This is a genomic window from Candidatus Acidiferrales bacterium, from assembly GCA_035515795.1.
In the GTDB taxonomy this organism is placed as follows: domain Bacteria; phylum Bacteroidota; class Ignavibacteria; order Kryptoniales; family JAKASW01; genus JAKASW01.
Genome location: DATJAY010000016.1, coordinates 84,310 through 107,290, shown reverse-complemented (window position 1 = coordinate 107,290; position 22,981 = coordinate 84,310). Strand labels below are relative to the sequence as shown.

The following is a 22,981-nucleotide window of genomic DNA, read 5'->3' as shown; positions in this document are numbered from 1 at the left end:
TGCGGGATTCATGAGAATAACGGCGGTATGATGGTCATTATCTTTGAGGATTTCTTCAGATTACATTTGAGACAAAGTATTCTCACATTCTTCGCACTATAGCTTGTCCCACCTTTTGAAAATGGAAGGTCGTGATCGTAATGTAGGTTCTCAGTGGATCCACAAAGCACACATCTTCCTCTATCCCGATTCCATACTTCGATTTTCACTTCTGTCGGAATCAACCTGCTGTTGGGGATGATTGTTTCTCGATGGAAAGATTTCAACTCAATAGCTTGAAGGTAAAACTTGAAAACGTTTCTTTTTCCATCGAAGAAAATCCTCGCGTCGACTAGGTTGAAGAATCCCTTGTAAGACCACACTCCCTCATCCAGCTTCTCATAAACTTTGATCTTATGAGCATCTCGCGTCAAACCAAGTTTGAACGCTTGAGCGGCGGCAAAAAACTTTCCGTTCTGAGTTAGAGAGCCTTTAGGTGTGACCATCGGTTGATCGACGTCCTTTGGATTTCTCGCATGATTCTTTTGAGCATCATGGCCTTCATAAACAATCGAATTAGTTGCTTCATTGATCTTGTCGGCGTATGGTGCGTTTTTCCTAACGGACATTAGAAACACTGAGTAGCCATTGCCAACATTAAAGTTCATCCCGCGCTGAATATTTTGTCCCTCTGCCGAAACAATGTCAGAGTACGATATTATATCATCGATGTTCATTTTTTCTAATTTTTGTTCAAGATAATAAAAAGGGAAACTAAATGCTGCATGGCTGATAACCTTACAAAAGCACAACGTAGAAAGAACATGTAGAACATTTGAAGCAAAGACACTTCGATCGAATTGATCGTTGCAAAAGAACTTCGCAAAAGACGATTAAGCTTTTCACGGAACTGTTCCACTATCAAAGGGAAACCAGATTTTGTCTTTAGAAAGAAAAGGGTAGTCGTTTTTCTGGATTCCTGTTTTTGGCACGTCTGCCCGTACCATCATAACACTCCTAAGTCAAATAAAGGATACTGGACAAAAAAGCTGAAAAGAAATAAAGAGCGTGACCGCGAAGTGAACAGAGTTCTTCGGAAAGAAGGATGGAAGGTTTTGAGGATATGGGAGCATCAAATAAAGAGGGACCTAGATACTGCGCTGAGAAGAATTAAGTTGTCGTTGAACGATTCAAATTCCTCTTAGCACCCGCTCCTAAACCAGCGCCGCATGAGGCGCCTCCCGTCGAAAATTATTTCGGTCATCGGCCTTTGCGATACTGCCTAGTTCGTCTTTCGGCTATTTGGCCATTTGCGGGTTCTCCTTGATTTACGGACGCAAGAGCGTTTTAATCGCTTTTCGCTCATCCATAGCGCGGTAACCTTCCGCCACTCTGTCAAGCGGCAGGGTCAGATCGAAGACCTTGCCGGGGTTGATCTTCCTGTTCCACACGAGTTTGATCAACTCGGGCAAATAGCGCCGCACAGGCGCGGGGCCGCCATGGAGATGGACGTGAGTCCAAAACAGTTCCTCGCCTTTGAGCTCAACACCGTGCGGGACACCAACGTAGCCCACTGACCCACCGGGCCGCGTGGAACGGATCGCCTGCACCATTGCTTCCTGGGTACCTACACACTCAAGCACCGAGTCAGCACCGATTCCGTTCGTCAGTTCCTTGATACGTTGAACACCTTCCTCACCGCGCTCGGCCACGATATCGGTTGCACCGAACTCGCGGGCAAGTTTCTGCCGCGACTCGTGACGGCTCATCGCGATGATTCGTTTGGCGCCCATATGTTTTGCGGAGAGCACACCAAGGAGACCGACCGCGCCGTCACCGACGACCGCCGCGGTCGAGCCCGGCTTGACGTTCGCTGCGTCGGCAGCGAACCATCCGGTGCCCATGACATCGGAGAGTGTCAGCAGACTTGGGATTAAATCCTCCGATGGAACACCGGGTGTTGGGACCAGCGTGCCGTCCGCTAACGGGACGCGCAGCAGAGGTGCCTGAGCGCCGACAACCAACTCTTTGTGCTCACAAGACGACTGATAGCCGGCGTGGCAATGTGGACATGTGTTATCGGAGGCGAAAAAAGAACCGATTACAAATTGGCCGGGTTCGATGGATTTGACTGCGCCTCCTGCCTTCTCGACGATCCCGCAGTATTCATGGCCGAACGGAGCAGGTTGGTCAACCGCATTGATGCCGCGGTAAGTCCAGAGGTCGGAACCACAGACGCAGGTCGCCGAGATCCGAACAATGGCGTCCGTTGGCTTTATGATCTTTGGGTCGTCGCGCTCTTCGAAGCGCACATCGCGCGGCCCATATATTACCGTCGCTTTCACGTCAAAAATTCCTTTCTTTGATATTAATTAGAGACCTGTCCTTCGTTCCAGTTCTTCGGGATACCGGGCGCCTTGAACCGCGATTTTTGACGCAACGTCTTCAATTTCACGAAGATCCTCAGGATTAAGCTCGACTTCAACTGCTCCGATGTTCTCATCAAGACGGTTCAGCTTCGTGGTTCCCGGAATTGGAACGATCCATGACTTCTGCGCAAGGAGCCATGCAAGTGCTATCTGGGCGGGCGTTGCCTTCTTCCTCTTCCCGATGGATGCGAGCAAGTCAACCAGGGACTGATTCATTTTTCGATTCTCAGGCGTAAAGCGTGGTACAATATTACGGAAGTCAGATTTGTCGAATTTCGTTTTCTCATCGATCTTTCCCGTGAGGTAACCTTTGCCAAGTGGGCTGAATGGAACGAATCCGATCCCGAGTTCCTCGAGAGTTGGCAAGACTTCCTCTTCGGGTCGTCTCCACCACAACGAATATTCGCTTTGAAGTGCAGTCACTGGCTGAACAGCGTGCGCACGGCGAATGGTTTTCACTCCTGCTTCCGAAAGGCCAAAGTGCTTCACCTTTCCCTCCTGAATCAGCTTCTTCACCGTTCCTGCCACGTCTTCGATCGGCATACTCGTGTCGACGCGATGCTGGTAGAAGAGATCGATGGCATCGACCTTAAGTCGTTTCAGCGAAGCCTCAGCGACTTCTTTGATATGTTCAGGCCGACTATCCTGGCCCGTCTGTTTCCCGCTGGGATCGTATTTGAAACCGAATTTCGTGGCGATGACCACCTCTCCCTTGAACGGAGCAAGTGCTTCGCCCACAAGTTCTTCGTTTATGAACGGGCCGTACGCTTCTGCGGTGTCGAAGAACGTCACGCCGAGCTCCACCGCTTTGCGTATTAGCGCGATCATTTCTTTTTTGTCCGGAGCCGGCCCGTAGGCAAAGCTCATTCCCATGCAGCCAAGCCCGAGCGCTGAAACTTCCGGGCCGCTCTTTCCTAGTTTACGCTTCTGCATTGTTTCTCCTTTTCTATCGTATGTTGACAATAACAACGAGTCGAAACTCGCGATACTAATATAACGTGGCTGAGCTGGGAGGATGTTATACAAAAGGCGGGATTACTTATACAATTTTACATGACTGGCGACCTCATTCATATCTCTAACCGACCTGCATCCTTCGCTCTGAAGAAACCGACAATTTGTTCCCCCATAATGGAAACAGCTATAACTCGTTTGACAGTGTGGGAGCAAGTTCCCACAGGTTTCGAATCAAGGCCGCCTCAGATATGAACGACATCCTCCTGCGTGCCATTCGATTGGCGGCTCAACTCGCGGAGAACGTCGAACTGTACCACTACCACTCTTCTAGACGAAGCTGCTTACTGCAAGATCGGAATCGCCTTCGGTTCATCCGCAAGTAAATCAGGTGATTTTTTTCTGATCGATGCAATCGCGCTCTTGATCTGCCGCATCGTGCATGGCATTGTCACCACAGAAAAAACAGCCTTCTCCTTGTTGCGACGATTGTGGCTCACCGTATCTATGTTGATTTTATGTTCGCCAATTGCAGTCGTTACCAGTCCGGTAACCCCGGGACAATCTTCGGTTGAAAATGTGATATTATATGGAAACTCAAAATGGTCGGCGTCAACCAATTCTAACTGCGATGATGCGGGGACATTTTCAACGCTGGCACCGTAGCGAGCTGTAAAAACAATATCGGCAACTATGGAGCTTGCAGTTTCCAAGCCTCCCGCGCCAGCGCCCATAAAATAGTGCCTGCCGGAATATTTATTAATTACCTCTACACAGTTGGTTGCCCCGTGTACTTGTGAGAGGAAATTATCGTGCTTCACCATCATCGGCCTCACGGCAGCAAATATTTTCCCGTCAATCTTCTTTGCATGGCAGATAAGCTTGATGGTACAACCCATTTCATTGGCAAATTCAATATCTTCCTTCTCGATGTTTTGAATCCCTTCCTTTGTCAGATCGCTGTAATTTATTTCCTTGCCAAATGCGAGCCGAATAAGTATGGCAAGCTTATGAGCCGCATCCCCGCCTGTTATGTCGAGCGTGGGATCTGATTCAGCGAATCCGGATTCCTGTGCCATCTTCAGCGCTGACTTAAAATCGACCCCGTCGAGCTCCATCTTCGAAAGGACGTAGTTGCTGGTGCCGTTCATAATGCCAGAAACTTCCCGCACCTCATCTCCAGTGAAACTTTCCCGTATCGTCTTGATAATCGGTATGGCGCCGCACACGCTTGCTTCGCAGCCAAGGGTAACGTTGTTTTCTCTTGCCGTTCTGAAGATAACATCTCCTCTCTCCGCGAGCATAGCCTTGTTCGCGGTAACGACATGCTTCTTTGCGTTCAGCGCTTTGAGAATCACCGACAGCAGATAATCGCTGGTCCCTCCGATCGTTTCTACCACAAGGTCAATCTCTTTGTCGTCAATAATCTCAGAAATACATTTCGATGCTTCCTGCTTCGTCAAATCTTTTCCGCCGCCGCAGAAGAGGTCCGGTGGAATGTTATACTTCTTAGAATTCTTCCCGGGAAAAAGGTCGACTATCTTCCTCAGCTCAACGGTTCGCGAAGAACGGTCAGAGAGCACGTTCTTCATATCGAGAAGAATTCCTGCGACTGCGCTGCCCACAGTGCCGCACCCGAAAATGGCAATGTTAAAAGTTTTCATTTGAACATAGTAGGTTTTATCGCCTAAAAACTAGATTCGTGAAGCAAGAATATTTTTGACCGCGAAAGTGCAAAAAAATACCAACTCGTCCTCCCAATAAACTATCTCGGCGTTCTCAGCGGTTTCATTTTTCGGTTTCGAACGTATCGAGCCGGCTTTCGCTCGAGACGTCTGGAGCTCAAGATACGCAGAAATCTGATATTATTCATGCGGGCAATACGCCGAGTATCCACACCCTTCACAGGGTATTCGGCTAATGCCTAACTTCAAGCACAACCCCCATATACGAAGAGGTTGCCACTTTGTAAGAAACGGATCTTGTCGCCGAGCAAATTCAGGCTTCTCAAGCTTGGAATTTTCTCTAAGTCCCGTCAAATTTTTTGGAGGGACTTTTCTTTTCGAGCAGTCTCCATTTGCATTTCTCGGCCGCGTTCAATAATATTCACTCAGGAGGCAGGGAATGGCATAGAAGAGTTTCGTGCTCGCGACCGTAATCAAGAGTGTTATTCCAAGAACTTTTGAACCAATCCCGACCAAGCTCCCTGGGGCCGATGCCTTGCTTAATACTAACGAAAAATGACAGAGGAGTCATCAGATGATTGAAATCAAGGGTTCTGTGATTCGTGATTCTATCGAATCCATCAAGAAAAGAAATGGTGAAGATGTTTATGATAATATAGTCGGCAGGTTGAATGACGAAACCAAGAAGGTATTTGAGAACATAGTATTGTCATCAAGTTGGTACAGATTGGATGATTTTGTCAGGTTTCTAGAACAAGATCTTTTACAGACAGCAAATGGTCATGAAAATGAATTGATAAAAAGATCCGAGACGTTAATTGAAAAACAGTTGAAGGGTTTATATAAGTTCTTCATAAAATTAGGATCGCCGGAATTTGTCTTAAATAGATCGTCAATGGTATTTGAGACTTATTTCAGAGGAATATCAGTAAATGTAAAAATGGGAAACAACAGAGCAACGTTGACATTTACTGGATTTGAAAAACAGCATAGACTTATGGGTTTTAGTATTATCGGATTCTACACGAAAGCTCTAGAGATGTCAGGCGCCAAAGATGTAAATATGAGATACGTAACATTAATTGAGTCTAATAAGGGTTATTGTGAATTCGAACTCACATGGACAGGCAAATAACCAATGGGAATTTACATTGACTATTTTGCATACCGACTTTTGAATTACCACTGCATTGTTGCCGCGCCGCCGCCGTGTACCCGAGAAGTGATCCCGCAATAGGTTGCCAAAACAGCTCCATTGGCCGAAGGGAACCTCGTGCGCCGACACTCCTGGAGAACTGTCGTTTCCATCGCCGTTCTATCAATGCGAATCGGAATTTGGGACATTAAAAAGTTAGAGGCATCGTTCAGATCGAAAAGCAAACGAGGAATTGACTATTCCCGAAGTGTTCCATGACCCCGGATGGAGAGTTCAGCGGCTCCCACTTCGACTTGGGCCGCCAATATCTGATTTGATTACTGATTTTTCATTAGCAGATCAACTCGGGGGGTGGTCATCTAAAGTTACCAGTATAACACGGGATCACTTTTGTGGAAGCACATCGAATTTCTTTGATCACTTCAGACGGAAACGGTACGCCCCTGCTCTTTAGCGGTCAGTTCACGTTTGAATCTTTCTTCAAATATCGTATATAGAGTCGGGACAAAAATCAGTGTCAAGAATGTGGATGCCGTCAGTCCGCCTATCACGGCGATAGCCAAAGGCGCCTGTGATCTTTCACCGCCCACTCCTATAGCCATGGGAATCAGGCCAAAAATCGTTGCAAGAGAAGTCATCAATATTGGACGAAGCCGCGTTCGTCCGCCTGTCATAACTGCCTCATGAAGCTCCATCCCTCTTTTTCGCAGGCGATTGATGTAATCGATCAGCAGTATCCCGTTGGAAACGACGATCCCGACCATGACGATCACCCCTTCGAACGAGGTGACTGAGAGAGTTGTGTTTGTCAAGAAGAGCGCCCAAACTACTCCGGCGACTCCAAGTGGAATTGTAAACATAATAATGAACGGATCGACGAGCGACTGGAATTGAGAGGCCATGACCATGTAAACCATGATAATTGCAAGTATGAGAGCGAGGCCCAAAGACCTGAACGTGCTGTTCTGCTGTTCGATGTTTCCACTCTGAATAACCTGAAACCCGGATGGGACAGCCAAAGTGTTAATTTTGTTTTGGATTTCAGAGGAGACACTTCCCAGATCTCTCCCTGCGACGTTTGCCGTGACATCAATAATCCGCTGTTGATACTTCCTGTCTATTTCCACAGGGGAATTCGACATTACAACATTCGCAATGTTACCAAGCGTCACCAGATGCCCTGAACTGCTATTCACCGTCAAACATCGGATGTCATCAATTCTGTTGCGATCACTCTCATTTAAACGAACAAGTATGTTATAGCTGTTGCCGTTTCGTGTATCCTGGTACAGCGAGGCGACCGAGCCATCGATTGCCGTTGAAACCGTGTTTGCCACGTCGGCGACATTCACTCCAAGCGCACCCGCTTTGTTTCTATCCACAATCACTCGCAGTTGCGGAAGGTTTGGGTCTTGACTTATTTGAACATCAACTGCACCGGGCGTTGAACGCACCATGGTGTATACTTGTTGGGTCAACCGCATCGCCGTCGCCATATCATAACCCATGATCTCGACATCGATCGGGGCTGCGGAGCCGAAATTCAGCAAAAAGTGCAGGAACCCGCCGGGTGTAACGTAAATTCTTGCTCCAGGCATAGTCATCAGAACCGGTCTCACGGCATTGATGATTTCCGCCTCTGAGCGTTTTCTTTGCGCCGGTTCCACAAGCTGGACTTGGATGCCGGCCGCGTACGTTCCGGGATTCGAGCCGAAAAGATGGCCGCTCTTTTGACTTGGCATGCCAATATCCGAGATTATTGCCTTCACTTCCGGGATATTTTTTCTGAGGATGTCTTCAACTCTTTCTGCATATTTTTCAGTTTCTTCGATGCGGGTGCCCACCGGCAGCTTGACCGATATGCTGAACTGGCTTTCATCGCTGTCGGGGAAAAACTCCGTGCCGACAAACTTGAATAGCCCAAACGAAAGAAGTGCGAATCCTGCAACGGAGAAAACGACGTACCGCTTATGCTTCAGAAGATACCCGATGGTTTTCTGATAATTAATGTCTATGTCCTCAAAAAGATTTTTCAAGCTTAATCTCAATCTAACGAGATACTTTTTAGAATTTAGGTCTATTTCCTTTTCAGGCTGAACAATTCTGTAGCAAAGAAGGGGAGTAACGGTCCTTGAAACGAAAAAAGAGCCGAACAATGCCACGGTGATGGTAAGCACGAGCGGCAGGAAAAGGAGCTTTGCTACACCGCTCAGGAAAACTACCGGCAAGAAGACTATTACCGTTGTGAGAGTGGAAATGAAAATCGGTCCAGCAACTTCCAGTGCGGCATCAAGTGTAGCCTGCATCCTGCTGATCTTCTGTCCGCCCATTAAATTATAATGCCGTGTTATGTTTTCCAGCTCGACAATTGAATCGTCTACCAGCCTTCCAACCCCGAGCGCCAAGCCTCCAAGCGTCATGATATTTAAAGTGGTTGCGCTGAATCTGAAATAGATAAATGTGACCAAAATCGAGAGTGGTATCGCTACGAAAATTACCAGTGCACTCCTGGCATTTCTAAGGAATAGCAGGATAACGATCGTTGCAAGCAATGCACCCATGAGAGCTTCCTGCTGAAGACCGGAGATCGAATCTCTGATATATTGACTCTGATCAAAAGACAATGATGATCGTACCGATGGTGGTACACCTTGGAGTCTCGGGAGCTCATCTATCACCTCGTCAACAACATCCACAGTATTTGCATCGGGTGATTTCAGAACGCGCAGGACCACACCGTGCTGGCCGTTCACTCTGACGACCTCCGTTTGTTCCTGATACGAGTCTTCAACATAACCAATGTCCTTGATGCGAATTGGAATGCCATTGATGACTTTCACAACCATATTTTCCATCGGCTGAACTACGTTATACTGACTTTCCGTAGCTAACGAATAGTCGAACACACCGGTTTTCAAATCTCCGGATGGGATGATCAGATTTGATTGTGCGACTGCATCGGTTACGTTCTGCAACGGCATGTTGAGGGCTTCGATTCTATTTCTGTTGAGCACAACATGGATCTCACGAATCTTTCCGCCTGTCACGGCAGCAGATGCGATGCCATCCAGGTGTTCGATTTGCGGCTCGATGACGTTATATGCGAGGTCGTACAATTCTCGGTCGTCCATGCCGCTGCTAAGTACGATGCTGCATACCGGTAAATTTGAGATGTCGAATCTGAGAGCGATGGGTTGAGATACGCCGGTCGGCAGCAGACTGAATGCCCTGTTTATTTTCTGGATGACGTCAACGAGTCCAACATTGGTGTTTGCGTCCCAATTAAAATAGATATATATCCTGTCAACCCCTTCCCGCGTTTGAGATTGAACGTAGTTTACGTTGTTTGTGCTGCTGACAGCCCGTTCGAGTGGTATAGTCACGGATTGCTCCATATCACTTGGAGCGGCACCATTATAGTAAGTGATTACCGACACCGCAGGGATTTGTATGTTCGGCAGCATGTCGATAGGGAGCTGAAGAAACGACACCAACCCCAAAACAAAAATTGCAATTGATCCCATCAGTGTGGAGATGGGGTATCTGAGAGCAAGTCGAGTTAGCCACATATGTCTATCTTTCTATGTGAACTACGTCGTTGACCGCTTTTATCACCTCATGGAAGGTGTTTATGCCGGATCGCCTGCGGTAACTCATTGTGCCTTCTGACTTCTTGTTAATCTAATAAATTCCTGCGGCTAAAGCCATACTCCAATGGCGGATGATTGGCAAAGAAACAATTCTGCCGCCACTCCTTTTGACCGGCACACCAAAAAGTGATCCGGAGCCACGTTAGTAAATTGGGGCAGAGCCCCCGTATGCAAGTCGATTTATTAAAACGGGGGAATATACATGCAATGAGTTCGAGTCATCGTTCAAATCGTGGAGCAACGGGGATAAAGATTCTCTCTGGTTGCGCGGCCTATCTTTATCGCTTTTTTCATCCTCAACCGATCACCGTTCACCCTGCCAGCACAACTCCGACTGTCCTATCATCAATATGTAGTGTAGTTGACGTAGACATTGATCGTTCCAATGTACGTCCCTGCGGCCACGTTCCCCACAGGTCCAAGCGTTCCATATAGAAATAGATACGCTGTCGCGGTCGGAGCTGAGTACCCGCCGTGAGCAGGCGTCGGTGGTGGAGCGGGTGCACCTAAAGTCCTCTGGAGCATTGGTACAGTGATAACTGTAACCCCGGATGATATCTCGACGGCGCTCATCTTGGCCACATTCACGTCGGTTGATCCAAGATTAGAATATGCGCATTGACATGTAAACGGTATCTCACTCGCGCCGCAAGTTAGATAGACCGTGTGAGGGACTATGATAGTAATGTCTCTAGTGGCATCTCCGACAATTTGTACATACCCGCAATCGTTGTCGTAAAGCGTGATGCTCACCGTTACGTTGCTGTTAATGAGTATTGCGGGCTGCTTGTCGTTGAAATTCAAGCCGGCGCTTGGATACAAGTTGAGGCCCGCGGAAGTTGTGTACGCTCCGAAATTTATTTTCTGCGCTACTGCAGGGGAAACAGTAAATGCAATCAAAAGCAAAAGCATTCGTCCTCGCGGCAGTATGTAATTAAGGAATCTTATCATCTTAAGAGAAGCATTTTTATTGTTTTCTTGTGTGAGCCTGCTATCAACCTGCAGAAATAAACGCCGCTTGCAGTGCCTCTAGGGTTCCATACAACCACATGAGTTCCTGCATCATAATCCATATCGGCCAGTGTCGCAACCTTTTGGCCGAGGACATTAAATACCTCGATCGTAACGCGAGATTTTGCGGGGACCGTAAACGGAATGTTTGTAGTAGGGTTAAAGGGATTCGGATAATTTTGCTCCAGTTGCGGTGTAGTCGGTAGATATCCATTCAAGTTATTGTTTGCCGCAATTACCAAACGAAAGCGTGGAGTCACGGAGGCGGCCTTGGACAACTTAGATGATGGAACAGTGAGTACCACAGGCGTTGGGAGCGATCGCCGGCTTGAACCGTTGCTCGAAGTCTTTTCCAAAAAGCTGTTGCTCAAAGGCACCATGCCGGCGGGGGTGTTGTACTGGAATGTCAATTGACCCTCTGCGGAAATGTTATAGGCTTTTGCATTGTCGTCATCCATGAGCTCGATGTTCCAGCCCGATGGGAGTTTTCCGTCTAATTTCCAACAGAGTGTAAATGAACTGCTGAGTGGCTTGCCGGCCATTGTTCCGCCAACGTACAACGGAAGTGTAAATGGTTCGCCGAAACCTGTGTCGGGGAGATCCTGAATCTGCATTGGCAGCTGTCCTTCTCCGGCAACTGAGTAGAGTATCAGGTAATCATTAGTGAGAGGAACCAGACTGAATGCGTCGTACGGATCATACGACAGCAATCCCGAGCCGCTGAACATCAGATACGCTTGTGCCTCAAGTTCATTCGACGAAAGTGTCAATGAGATAACCGGCGTCGATGACGACACTGAATCATCGGTAACCTTGCTGAGAGGATTATTACCGGAGGATTTCTCAGCAGCTTTCGCGGACAAAATATTCCCTATCGAATCCTTGACTGCTTTCTCGAGGAAAACGCCTCCACTCGATTTCACACCATTGTCGCATCTCAACGAGGGATTGGCGTTGTTTGCCTTTACCCAGAATGCCTGGAACGGCGCAATCAATCCACTTCCGAGGTTTCCAGTGGTGCCATTCCATGTCTTATAGCCGCCGGTTGTGTCGTTTGGATCCCAGACATAAATAGTTCCGTCCATGTTCGTCTTTGTCCACCCTGAAGACGCATTCCAGTTAATGGTAGAAGGAGTCGGATTCCCTACAAGGTTCCACCCGTAGTCGGCCGCGGCAGTATCCGTGTAAGTCGTGTCAGGAGATCCGCCTCCGGCACGCATGGTGGCCGTGACACCGAAGTCGAATGCTGTGGTAAGCGGATGCTCTGGGCCGAGAGCGGACATAGTCAGTGGAAGAGTATCACTATAGTTGCCGCCTCCCGACTGGCCGGTTATTTGTGCCCCGTTGAAAACATAGTACATGTAGCCTCTTCCCAACTTAACGGTATCGGTCATGTTCGATGGCGCCCTCCACGCCTGTAAAGAAGTCCCCTTGCTTGTTTCATCCCACCACATCAAGTTTGGCTGCATCGCAGGATAAGTCGAACCGCTGAAACCTTGCGTGACAAATTTGCCTCCGAGCATCGAACCGACCGTGACGGTATCAGGAGCTGCAATCATGCGCCATCCATCCCTGCCGGTGATTCGAGTTTGTACCTGAACAAGCGGAGCGCTATTGCTGAGATTTATATAACTTGAGTTGGGATCGAGAACGATCTTCCCTGTACCCGTTGCCGCAACCGATGCCCCGGACTGTATTGTGAACACCGGACCGGATTGAAGTTCAAGAGTACCGTTGCTTATCGTGGTCGCACCGCTATTGATGGTCTTTGCTCCAGCGCCGCTGATAATGATATTATTGTATGTTGTCGACTTGATTACCTGAGCTGCAGATCCACCATATATGACCGTGTTAGGAGATACGGCTGCGTTGAGTGTGCCGGTATTGAGTAGTGAACCATTGATTGTCAGTGTCGATCCTGGAAAGTTATTAAAAATAGAAGTCGCCGTGCTGCCTGCGAGCGAATCGATGGTTACTGAGCCATAATTATTGAGCGTATCAGCGGAAAGAATAGAAACGTTTTTCAATATTAAATTAGCATTGGATACAATGCTCTCGCTCCCGGCGGCAATTTCAAGTGTGCTCTTCCCCGTAACTGTCCCAGTGCCGTAAATAGCACCGCCTGACATTGTCATACTTAACTTTCCAGAGCCGCTCCATGTTCCGTTCAATGTTACGTTCCCGGCAACCGTTAATGTGAAAGTGCTGTCGTTGTATGTTCCACCGTTATTGACGGCAAACCTCGCGATAGCCAACGGAATATTAAGGACAACGTTGTACGGGCTGGTGATGACCACGGTATCGATCGCGCTCGGTATGCGCCCGACATTCCATACGGCAGGATTATTCCACAATCCGGTTTGGATCGAAGTGATTAGTGCAGCTATGGCCGCCGTCGTCGCTCCTATTGTAAAGACCTGCGTCCCGGCAAGATTTAGCACTGTCGAAGTAGCTACTGTACCACTATCTTGTCCAAAATCCGAAACCATACTACCGGCGGAATTCCAACTGCCCGCCACCGGTGTGCCCCACTCCGCAACCAACGAAAGTGCACGCGTCGATGACGAGCTGCTCATCCCGCTGTATTGATCCCAGCTCAATGTAACATTTGCAGTTCCTCCGGTCGGACCGGCGACCTTCCAATATTCCGTATAGTTGACCGACATTAGGGGCGGTGTCATATTGGAAATGCTGTATCCGTCTGTTGTAGGATTCTTGTCGGAAAATTGTGCCGTCCACGTTCCGGAGGTAGAAACATTATTTACGGAAACGTACCCGAACCGATTGCGATTTGACGAGACCGCATCGCCTACGGGGAATTGAAAATGCGAGCCGCTATTTATTTGCTTTATCAGCGGACCGTTCACAAAAGAATTGACGCCCCCGCCTACGACAGCGCCGGTGTCCGTATTCGTGATCGTCAAACTATTGTTGCTGCTCGTTGTAATATTTCCAGATGTAAGGAATAAATTGCGGCTGACAGAGACGTTTCCCGTCGCGATCGTGATGCCGGATGAATTGTTAAGAGCAAAATTATAAAATGTCTCTGTGGTCGAGCTGCTTCCCATTGTAATGCGCTGAGCCGATGAGCCGTCAAAATAAACTGTGCCGGTCCCGGGAGTGAAGCCGGCCGTGCCAGTGTTGTTGTCGACCCAATTCCCAAGAATGTAAATGTCCTTATTGTACTGCGTATTGTCCAACTTGCTGCCGTTTTGAATTGTCAGATTGCCGATCACCTTTGTATCTACGCTGCTGATATACTTGATGCTTGTTCCGGAAAAAATGACGTTTTGATATGGCTTCGTCGTGTTGCCCGGATCTAAGGGTAATCTTCCGTTGATGGTGCCGTAAAATTCGACCGTGCTCGCCGAATTCGAGAAAAACCCATCGTAGACCCCCCCGGGAAATGCGAAATACCCGCTGGCCGTGCTTGAAATTTTTATTTTTCCACTTCCCGACACCTGCCCGATATTATTCAATGTCGTGTTGCCAGCGTCGAGGATTCCGTTGATGACCACCGATGAGGCATTTGCATTGTTTGCGGTCAAAGCGACAGAATCCTGCGATCGTATGAAAACAGGATTCCCGTTCGGGATTTTTCCATACGGTATCTTCGTAGTGGTATCAGTTGACCATAACGCGCCGTTGTACCAGCTTCCAGACATTATGCTGTAAAGCATCGGAAGAGATGCAAAAACGTCTCCGATGGTATATGAACCATCTAAGATAGAACTGCTTGTGAATGTAAATGTCGGCGGGCTGATCGTCCCGGTTACCGTTGACCACTTGGATATGGAGTTATCGTACCGTTCTATGTTTGCCGGATGTCCTGCGGTATCTGTAGTGATATATGTGTAAGTATGTGTTACGCTATACGCTGATGAAAATCCGGTTGAAGAAACATACCAATAATATTTCAGATAATTTTTAACGCTGTCCGTGTTGATTGTGGGCTGTAATCCATCCACAGGGATGACTCTGATCGAAGCACCTGAATTACTATTCGATGAAAAACTAAATGCAGCCGGAGTGTATTTCCCATTTGCTCCGATCGGGAATGTAAATGACGATGCACCTGTTGGAAAAATTTTCGTGACGCCTTTGTCGCTTAACACTCCGTTTAGTAATATCAAGTTCGACGCATTCGGCGTGCCGGCAACCGTCGCATTTGGCCCCAATGTCAACACGTAATCATCAATGTAAAGGTATCCCTTTGTAAATTTGATTTGACCGTTAATCGTTGAATTATCGGTCATGTTAACACCGTTGCCGCTGTTGTTGATCTCGATATTTCCGAATACTCCGGTCCCGCTCCCGGTCATTCCCTGGTTAGATGTTCCCGAAAAAATCATTCCGCCAGAATTGGCGTTTGGACTGACATGAACGGCATTGTTATCGACGTCTCCCAGCAGATACATAGGGTTTCCACCGTCGTTGAGCGTACCGGATGTCAAAGTCAAATCGCCATTCACTACCATGGTACACGCACCGCTGCTTAAAAATGTTGTGTGTGATGAACCTGTTGCTATTTCTAAATTGGCAAAATTGGTCCGATTAGAAGACGTGCCGATAATCGTTTGATCGGCACTTCCAACGAACGATGTGGTTTGGGTAGTGGACTGCGCTTGAAAGCCGCCGACATTGATACCGTTGGCTGCATTTGTATTGTTGTTTACGAGGTTGCCGCCGATCTCAAGATCGAGTCCATTTGCATTGTAATATCCGGATGCCCCGCCGATTGTGAGATTACCGAGCAAGGTCGAGTTATATACTTCCTGAATCGCCGAGGCATTTGAAGAAGCATCGAGCGTAACAGTCCATAATGGCACGGATGTTTCAAAGCGAAACGTGGTCTGAGTTGTTCCGGACAATCCTAACTGGATCGCACCGCCGGTAACATTTGATGCATCGGGCTCTATATCCATGTCATACGGAGATATCGTATTGATGCTGCCGTTGGCTAATATCAATGTACCGCCACTCATCGCGAACCTGCTCCCACTATTCATAACTTCGAACGCAGCTCGTAAAGCTTTCGGATTTTTCCCACCGATAGTAACTGTGCCCGCAGTCTGAGTATAATTTAAAGAGCCGGAATTGTTGGCTGTGTCACGTCGTATTTGAGAATAGACATTGAGGGAGCCACCGGAGATAGAAATTGTCGGAGAGCCTGCGGCAGAATACAGAATACTCGACGAAATAGTCGATGTGGAGGAGATGGACGGACCTACATTAATTGTTCCGGAAAGGATTTCCAAGCGGCCTTTCAGCGTTAGATCTGCTGAAATTGCGTCGGTGACAACGTTTAGTGTTCCGCCATTCACCGAGAGACCACCGGTAACCGGAATAGTGAAGCCTCCTGATGACAGTGCCATGGTCACTGCCGATGTCAATCTAAATGTTCCATTCTGCAATGACAATCCGCCGTTTCCCATCTGAAATCCCGTAGGATCAATCATGACATTCACCATTGAATCGAGAGTGGTACCCTTGTTCACACTGATAGCATACAAACGCGTTCGAGTCGGCGTGGTCGTACTCGTGAATGCCTTGCTGGATGCGCCGGCAAATCCCAGCAGGCAATTATAATTATCATTTGCAGGATAATTCGGATCCAGATCGAGTGTGCCATTATTAGTAATATTTCCGTATAGCGTCAATGTGTTCACAAGATTAGCCGTACCCGAAGTGCTCACCTGAAGCGCACCGCCGGCAGCGATTATTATATCTGAATCGGCCACGACGCTTTGTGCTGCGCCATTCATATACTGAAGAATGCCGTATTGATTAACCGAAATAATCCCGTGCACTTCTAAAGTCGTCGTGGTTGCACCTGCATTGATCTGTGTAATACAATTGGCGGTTCCGCCTCCAGCAGAATATTTTGCCGTAAAGTTTTTATAGATTGTCAAATTCGTATTCGGTAAAATTATATTCGACGCATTGTAAGGCGAAGCAGTCAAATTGCAATAGGTGGTAATGTTCGCTGTGCTTCCACTTGGCAGGGCATAGGTTGTAGGCAAATTCAATGTGCCTGCCGCTGTCTGATAATATTCCACAGTCCCGCCGTTGATTCCCAGGAAATTTCCCCAATCACCTTTAGGAAAATATGCACTGCTGGCAATTCTCAGCGTTCCGCTGCCCGACGCCGGATTATTGACGATTGTTCCGAAACTATGACCGGTCACGGTCTCCAAATTGAGTGTTGCACCGGGTTCAATTATCAAGTTGCCCGAAGAATCCGCCAATGTTGTAGTCACCGTCGTCCCATTGGTGACATACACGACGGTTGTCACATGAGGTGTAGTACTGCCGGCAGGACCGCCTCTTGTCGTTGACCATGTTGCAGTGCTATTCCAGTTACCGGATACAATGCTGTATAAGGCCGGGACGGCGGCAAATGCCGCTGACGTACCGCAGGTGTATTCGCCGTCCAAGTAGTTAAGTGAATTGAAATGAATTTGGCGCGGTGTGAGAGTATAGCTGACTGTTCCGGCGGAATTAATCATCCAGCTTGGAGCTATGAAAGTGGCCGGCACATAACTGCTTTCGTAAGTTGAATTCGGGACATCTACCGGATAATAATAGTAGATCTCGTTGATGCTATTATTTTGAATCCCCGTAAAATTCGAGCTTGTCACTTTCCAATAAAAAGTTATGGACTGGTTCGCTGCCTGTACCATGGGATCCGCAGAGGCGACCGGCCTAACGGTGATTGAACCGTATTGATATGGATTGGAAGTGAATTGAATTTGTGCCGGGCGATATTTTGTTCCCGTACCGATCGGATAAAGAAATGTGGTGCTCGACGAACAGAATTTCTTCGTCACTCCATTATCGCTGGCCAGTCCCGCCGTCACGATCATGTGGAGACTATCATAGCTTGCACCGGTCGCCAGATCAGTATATACATTTGCGAGGCTGTCTAAAGTAAGATTGTACGACCCGATGGTAAGATTGGGATTAGTCACCAATCTCAGTGTTCCCGTCACCGTGATATTGCTTAGAAGCGAAACGCCGGTCGTATTGGACTTGTCGATAATCAGATTATAAAATCTTCCACCGCCGTTTATCGTTTGGGCTGTCGTACCCGTCAAGCGAATGCCGCCGCCGGACGACAAGCCCGTGTGTGTTCCACTATTGACGACACTCCCGATCACGTACACATATTTCCCACTGTCATTCAACATGGCATTCCGGCCGATCGCGAGTGTACCATTCACAGTCAAATTATTAGAGATAATCGTGGTGTTGGAGGAACTGGTTACCGAAAGGCTGGCCAATCCCCCGGTGATAGTGCCAATATTTGTGAATGCCTGATACCCGTTTCCGTTAAAAGTCGTTGTATCCGTCGTTCCTGGCGTGTACGCGCCGCCGGAAGCAATTGTAAAATTGCCCCCGACAAAGAGACTGAGGGAACTTGTGCTGAGGTTTAGAACTGCATTGCTGTTAATCACCAGATTATTTAACACACTGAGGTTCGGACTCGGAGTATTCCATTGGACAGTCGTCGTCCCTGCTCCGCTTCCTCGAGATATATTCACATTGTTAAGTGGCACGGTTGAAATCACGGTATAAGCAGTGGCGGAACTCGGAAGACTGATATTAATTGTGCCGCCCGTTACCTGATAATATCCCGACTGGGGCTCAAGGTCCATTACATTGTAATCGTAAGTACCATCGACAAAAGCGTTGTTTGTAAAATTGATAGTCCCTCCGCTCATTACAAATGAGGAATTGGGATTATTTAATCCAAACATCGGTCCTACATGATTCTCACCTTGGAGTCTGAAGTTGGCTGTTCCTCCTGTTTGTATATAGCTCATCAGATTTGTACCACCAGTAGCCTCCCAGGCATTGCTGGCATCCAGCACGCCTGTTCCTTCGATTGTAATAGTCGGAGTCCCTAATGTTCCTAGGACCATGCCGGCGGCATCACCGGTTGAGAACTGACCCGCACTAATGCGCAGGGAGCCATAGAGCGTCGCTGCCTGGTAACCGGTTCCATTCAATCCACTCACCGTCGTCGATACATTAGCGCCGTTGATCCACAACCCCGCCGTAGGAACCAGATTGAAATCCTGTCCTCCCTCTGTGAGAGATGGGATGCTGATGTTTGCGTCCAACTTTAATGTGCCATAATGGATGAACAACGCTTTGTAATACACTCCATAACCATAACCATTGGTGCCGCCATTAAACGCATTATTTCCCTGATTGTTCGGAGCGTAGAGCGCAAAATTATTGGTGTTCGTGGAACTTACTTCAAGCGTATGAGTATCGTCCAAACCCTTGGCGACCACGATCCTGAAGAAATCAGTTGTACCATTACACGTCATAGTATTGTTCGTTGCTCCATAGAAGAATACCTGAACGTCTCCGTAGTTGACAGCATTGTACGCGGTCGTCGTAAGCGCATAGTATGCGTTGTTCACGGGCGACGGTAATCCCGTAAATCGCACAGATCCATTGTTGGTCAGGTTACCGTACAAGTTTAGAGTGTGGACAGGATAAGGCGTTGCACCTTCATCACTCGCGTTGGGAACATTGTGTGCAGTAGCAAAGTTGTTAACCCTGATATTGCATCCGGCATCAACGGAAAGGCTTCCGTAGACCGTCATGCTGACAAGATTATCAGATGCAGTTGGACTGCCAAAATAGAACGTGTTGCTGCCCGATGAATAATTTTTCAGACTAAAATTTCCATTGACGGTATAAGTCGCGGGATTTGCAAAATTGTTCAAGTAAACGGAGTTAGCATTCGTGGAATAGTTTGAAACAATCAAGTTGTTATATGTCAATTGGGTGGTGCTCAATCCGGCGGCGTTTAGATTATAGTACTCAATCGTGCCACCACCGCTTGCTACGAAATTTGTAAATGTTCCGCCGGGGAAATTGTTGGAGCTGAGCATTATCCTCCCCTGACCGGTTACCGTTCCAAAACTGTGTCCGGTGGTAGATTGAATGTCAACCACGCCGCCTGCATTTAAATTAAGTGAAACTACCTTCTTATTGTTTGAGCTGACGGAGATCGTGCGGCCATTTAGTATGACGACATTGTCCATGGTACCAGGGACTTTCCCGTTTATCCACAGCGAACCCGATGGATCCGTGGTCCACGTAGTGGTACTGTCCCAATTACCAGATTGGTAAGAATACAAAGGCTTGACTGTGGAGATACCTATAGCAAAATAACCGGGGAATGAAGAGACGGTTTGGACTGATGTAACAGTAGCCCCGACATTCGTACCGCCGATAGAAGCATAGGTTCCTGATTGCGCGGACGACTGTCCGATGACATTTGTCGGTATCAATCCGCTTTCTGTGAGCTGAATCGTTGCACTTGTGAAATTTCCGCTTGTGGCCTGCACATACCAATTGCGCGGGGCAATACTCGTGATCGTCGTTCCGTCTCCCGTCGTAGCACCGGAACCGTTCACCGTTGCTCGAACGACTGGCGATGTCGCACCGGTCCGAATATTCATCAGACTTATCGGGCGATAATTTGCGGTTTCTCCGACCGGGAATGTATATGTCGTCCCGTCTGCTCCAACATTTGCAGGCAATGTAATTGCCAGCGGCCCGCTGACAAATGACGCGGATGATGCGCCGGAAATACTTCCCGCAGATGTATTTGTTATTGTCAGTAGATTTGTTGCCGAGGTGGTTACGATGCCGGAAGTGAGAGTTAGTGTTCCGGCAATGGACACGGAAGCGCCCAGTGAAACGCCGTTTGAATTGTTGATGCTTAGATTATTAAATGCTGACGCGCTTGTGCCGCCGATAGTTTGTGCAGCGCTGCCGTTGAAGCCAATAGTTGAACCTGTCGACGTAAATGTTCCACCGTTGTTCACCCAGCTGCCTGCAATGGAATGGATAAAGGCGCCCGCAGTAAACGCTGTTCCTGAACCTAAAACAATACTTCCGCCGATCGTAAGACCGATAACGCCAGTCGTAGTTGCTGTGCCGGACAGAGTGAAGCTGCCAGCAATAGAGGTTGTACCAGCTTGCAAGGTTTTTGCTCCACTGCCGCCGAGTGTCAGGTTGTAATAATTCGTTGAAATTACTGTTTGTGCTCCGGCGTATCCGTAGTTCACCGTGTTGCCGGGTGTCGTCGCAGTGAGAGATGCTATCCCGGCGGCGCCGGCAAAGTTAATATTCAGTGTATCAGCATTGGTCAGTCCGCCTGTTCCAGCAAGGGCAGTCGTAACCGTCAATGTCCCGTTGTTTGCATAGGAACCACTTATTGTAACACTTGGGATCGAGATCGCGCTGGATCCGCCGATCGCCATCCCCGTCCCGGAAAACGTATGGAAGCCGGTGCTCGCAGTATATGTACCATTATCCGTAAAATTGCCGGCAATGCCGATTGCCGCGTTGCCATTTTCTGTAAGCGTACCGTTAATTGTAACGTCCGAACCAAACGCGATCGCCTCTGCAACGCTTTCAGTAAAACTGGCTCCGCTATTGATAGTAACTGCACGCGAGAATGTTTTTGTACCAGTCATGGACGTTATAGAAAGCGTTCCGCTTGCCCCTCCGCCGAGAGTGGTCGTCCCCGTGACGGTAATGGTGTAAGCACCGACAGTAAATGTTGTACCATCACCGATTGAAAGGTTGCCGCCAATCGCCAAGCTGGCCCCCATTGCAGCGGTTGCGGTGCCGCTCAAAGTGAGATTGCCATTTATAGTTGTTACCGCAAACGTCTTGACCCCGCTGCCGCTTAGAGTCAAATTATTATAAGCAACTACTTTAACGGTTTGTGCCGCACCGTTGTAATTCACCATGTTCCCGACTGCAGTTGCAGTCAAAGTCGTAATTGTTGAAGTCCCGCCGATGTTCAACACGCTCGACAAACCGTTCGTTAAACCACCTGCACCAGTGAGCGCAGTCGAAACCGTGAGTGTGCCATTGTTGGTGTATGTACCGGTTACCGCCAGACTGGCGATCGAAATACCGGATGTTCCCCCGATTGTTTTTGCCGTACCGCTGAAGGTGTGCGTGCCGGTGCTTGCAGTGTACGAACCATTGTTCGTGAAATTTCCCGCCACAGTTACAGGTGCGGCCCCGTTTTCCGTAAGAGTACCGTTTACACTGAGATCAGAACCGAACGCGAGGGATGCAGCGATGCTTTCCGTAAAACTTGCCCCGCTGTTTACGGTCACAGCGCCAGTAAAAGTTTGCGTATTTGTCGACGCGGTCGATATGGCCAAGGTTCCGCTCGTTCCACCGCCAACGGTGGTCGTGCCCGTTACAGTCAGGGCGTAAGCAGCGTTCGATGTAAACGTGGTCCCGTCAGCGACGATTAGGTTTCCGCCGATTGTAAGGGCAGCCGTTGTAGTCAAATTCGTCCCGGAATTAGAAAGCGAGAGATCAGCGGGGTGATTGGCGTTCAGAATGCTTTGCGTGCCACCGCTGTTGTAGTCGATACTTCCCGCAGTAAGCGTGGTAGTTGTCGTCACCGTTGGTGTTATGCTGAGATGTAAAGTTCCGCCGGCTTTATTTACAGTGAAGGTATTGCATATCAGAACGCCTGTTATGGTTTGATCGGTTGTCGATGTCATGTTGACGACGAGTGCACCCGTTCTCGTTATTGTGCCGGAGAAGATCCAATTGCTATTTGTTCCCGCACTCATAGTAATTGTTCCAGTGACAGCTGCATTAGCGACAATAATTATCCCGTTTCCACCAATGGTCCCTGATCCAGTACCGCCCCCCGAAACCGTCAGTGTACGACTTCCGCCCGCGGCACTCCATTGAAGAGTGCCAAGGATATTTATCGATCCACATGTTCTGTTGGCGCCGTTAACTGTCACAGTTGCTCCAGACACAATTACAACAGAATCAGTATTCCCTGGGGCAACACCGCCGACCCAGGTTCCGGCCGCATTCCAATTGCCACCGGTTCCAGTGCTGGATATAGTCGCCGACCAAGCTGATGTGCTGCCCAGCGCCATCACGGTCAGCAATAAAACCAGAAAACGTCTCTTGGTTGGCTTGAACATCTTCTGGATATCCGTTGCGGCAAAAAGAACTTCAATCATTAGCTTTATTGCTTTTTCTCTATATCGAAAATGGACTTTCAGTGCTGAATCTCAATTCGCAATCAATCTCCCT

At 48.2% G+C, this 22,981-nt stretch carries 8 protein-coding genes; 1 reads left to right on the top strand and 7 read right to left on the bottom strand.

What is annotated here, in order from left to right; genetic code table 11:
* Positions 1 to 8: 8 nt before the first annotated feature.
* The 4 genes from VLX91_08385 to VLX91_08370 form a co-directional block, all read right to left on the bottom strand.
* Positions 9 to 716: an HNH endonuclease signature motif containing protein gene (locus VLX91_08385; protein HUI30222.1), complete on the bottom strand. Its 708-nt coding sequence runs from the start codon at positions 714 to 716 to the stop codon at positions 9 to 11.
* A gap of 591 nt (positions 717 to 1,307) precedes the next feature.
* Positions 1,308 to 2,324, bottom strand: a complete 1,017-nt coding sequence (locus VLX91_08380; GenBank protein HUI30221.1) for a zinc-dependent alcohol dehydrogenase family protein — start codon at positions 2,322 to 2,324, stop codon at positions 1,308 to 1,310.
* Between the two features lie 27 nt (positions 2,325 to 2,351).
* Positions 2,352 to 3,341 (bottom strand): aldo/keto reductase, encoded by a 990-nt coding sequence (locus VLX91_08375; GenBank protein HUI30220.1) that lies wholly within the window; start codon positions 3,339 to 3,341, stop codon positions 2,352 to 2,354.
* A gap of 365 nt (positions 3,342 to 3,706) precedes the next feature.
* Positions 3,707 to 5,026, bottom strand: a complete 1,320-nt coding sequence (locus VLX91_08370) for a homoserine dehydrogenase (protein HUI30219.1) — start codon at positions 5,024 to 5,026, stop codon at positions 3,707 to 3,709.
* A 595-nt stretch (positions 5,027 to 5,621) separates the two neighbouring features.
* Here VLX91_08370 and VLX91_08365 point away from each other — a divergent pair.
* Entirely contained in the window at positions 5,622 to 6,182 is a 561-nt protein-coding gene (locus VLX91_08365; GenBank protein ID HUI30218.1) for a hypothetical protein, read from the top strand.
* A 443-nt stretch (positions 6,183 to 6,625) separates the two neighbouring features.
* Here VLX91_08365 and VLX91_08360 read toward each other — a convergent pair whose 3' ends face one another.
* From VLX91_08360 to VLX91_08350, 3 genes are all read right to left on the bottom strand, one after another.
* A complete protein-coding gene (locus tag VLX91_08360; GenBank protein ID HUI30217.1) occupies positions 6,626 to 9,772 on the bottom strand; it encodes an efflux RND transporter permease subunit in 3,147 nt (1,048 codons plus the stop codon).
* A gap of 426 nt (positions 9,773 to 10,198) precedes the next feature.
* Positions 10,199 to 10,804, bottom strand: a complete 606-nt coding sequence (locus VLX91_08355; GenBank protein HUI30216.1) for a hypothetical protein — start codon at positions 10,802 to 10,804, stop codon at positions 10,199 to 10,201.
* Positions 10,801 to 22,908, bottom strand: a complete 12,108-nt coding sequence (locus tag VLX91_08350; protein HUI30215.1) for a T9SS type A sorting domain-containing protein — start codon at positions 22,906 to 22,908, stop codon at positions 10,801 to 10,803. The genes VLX91_08355 and VLX91_08350 overlap by 4 nt, the downstream gene beginning before the upstream one ends.
* Positions 22,909 to 22,981: the final 73 nt, after the last annotated feature.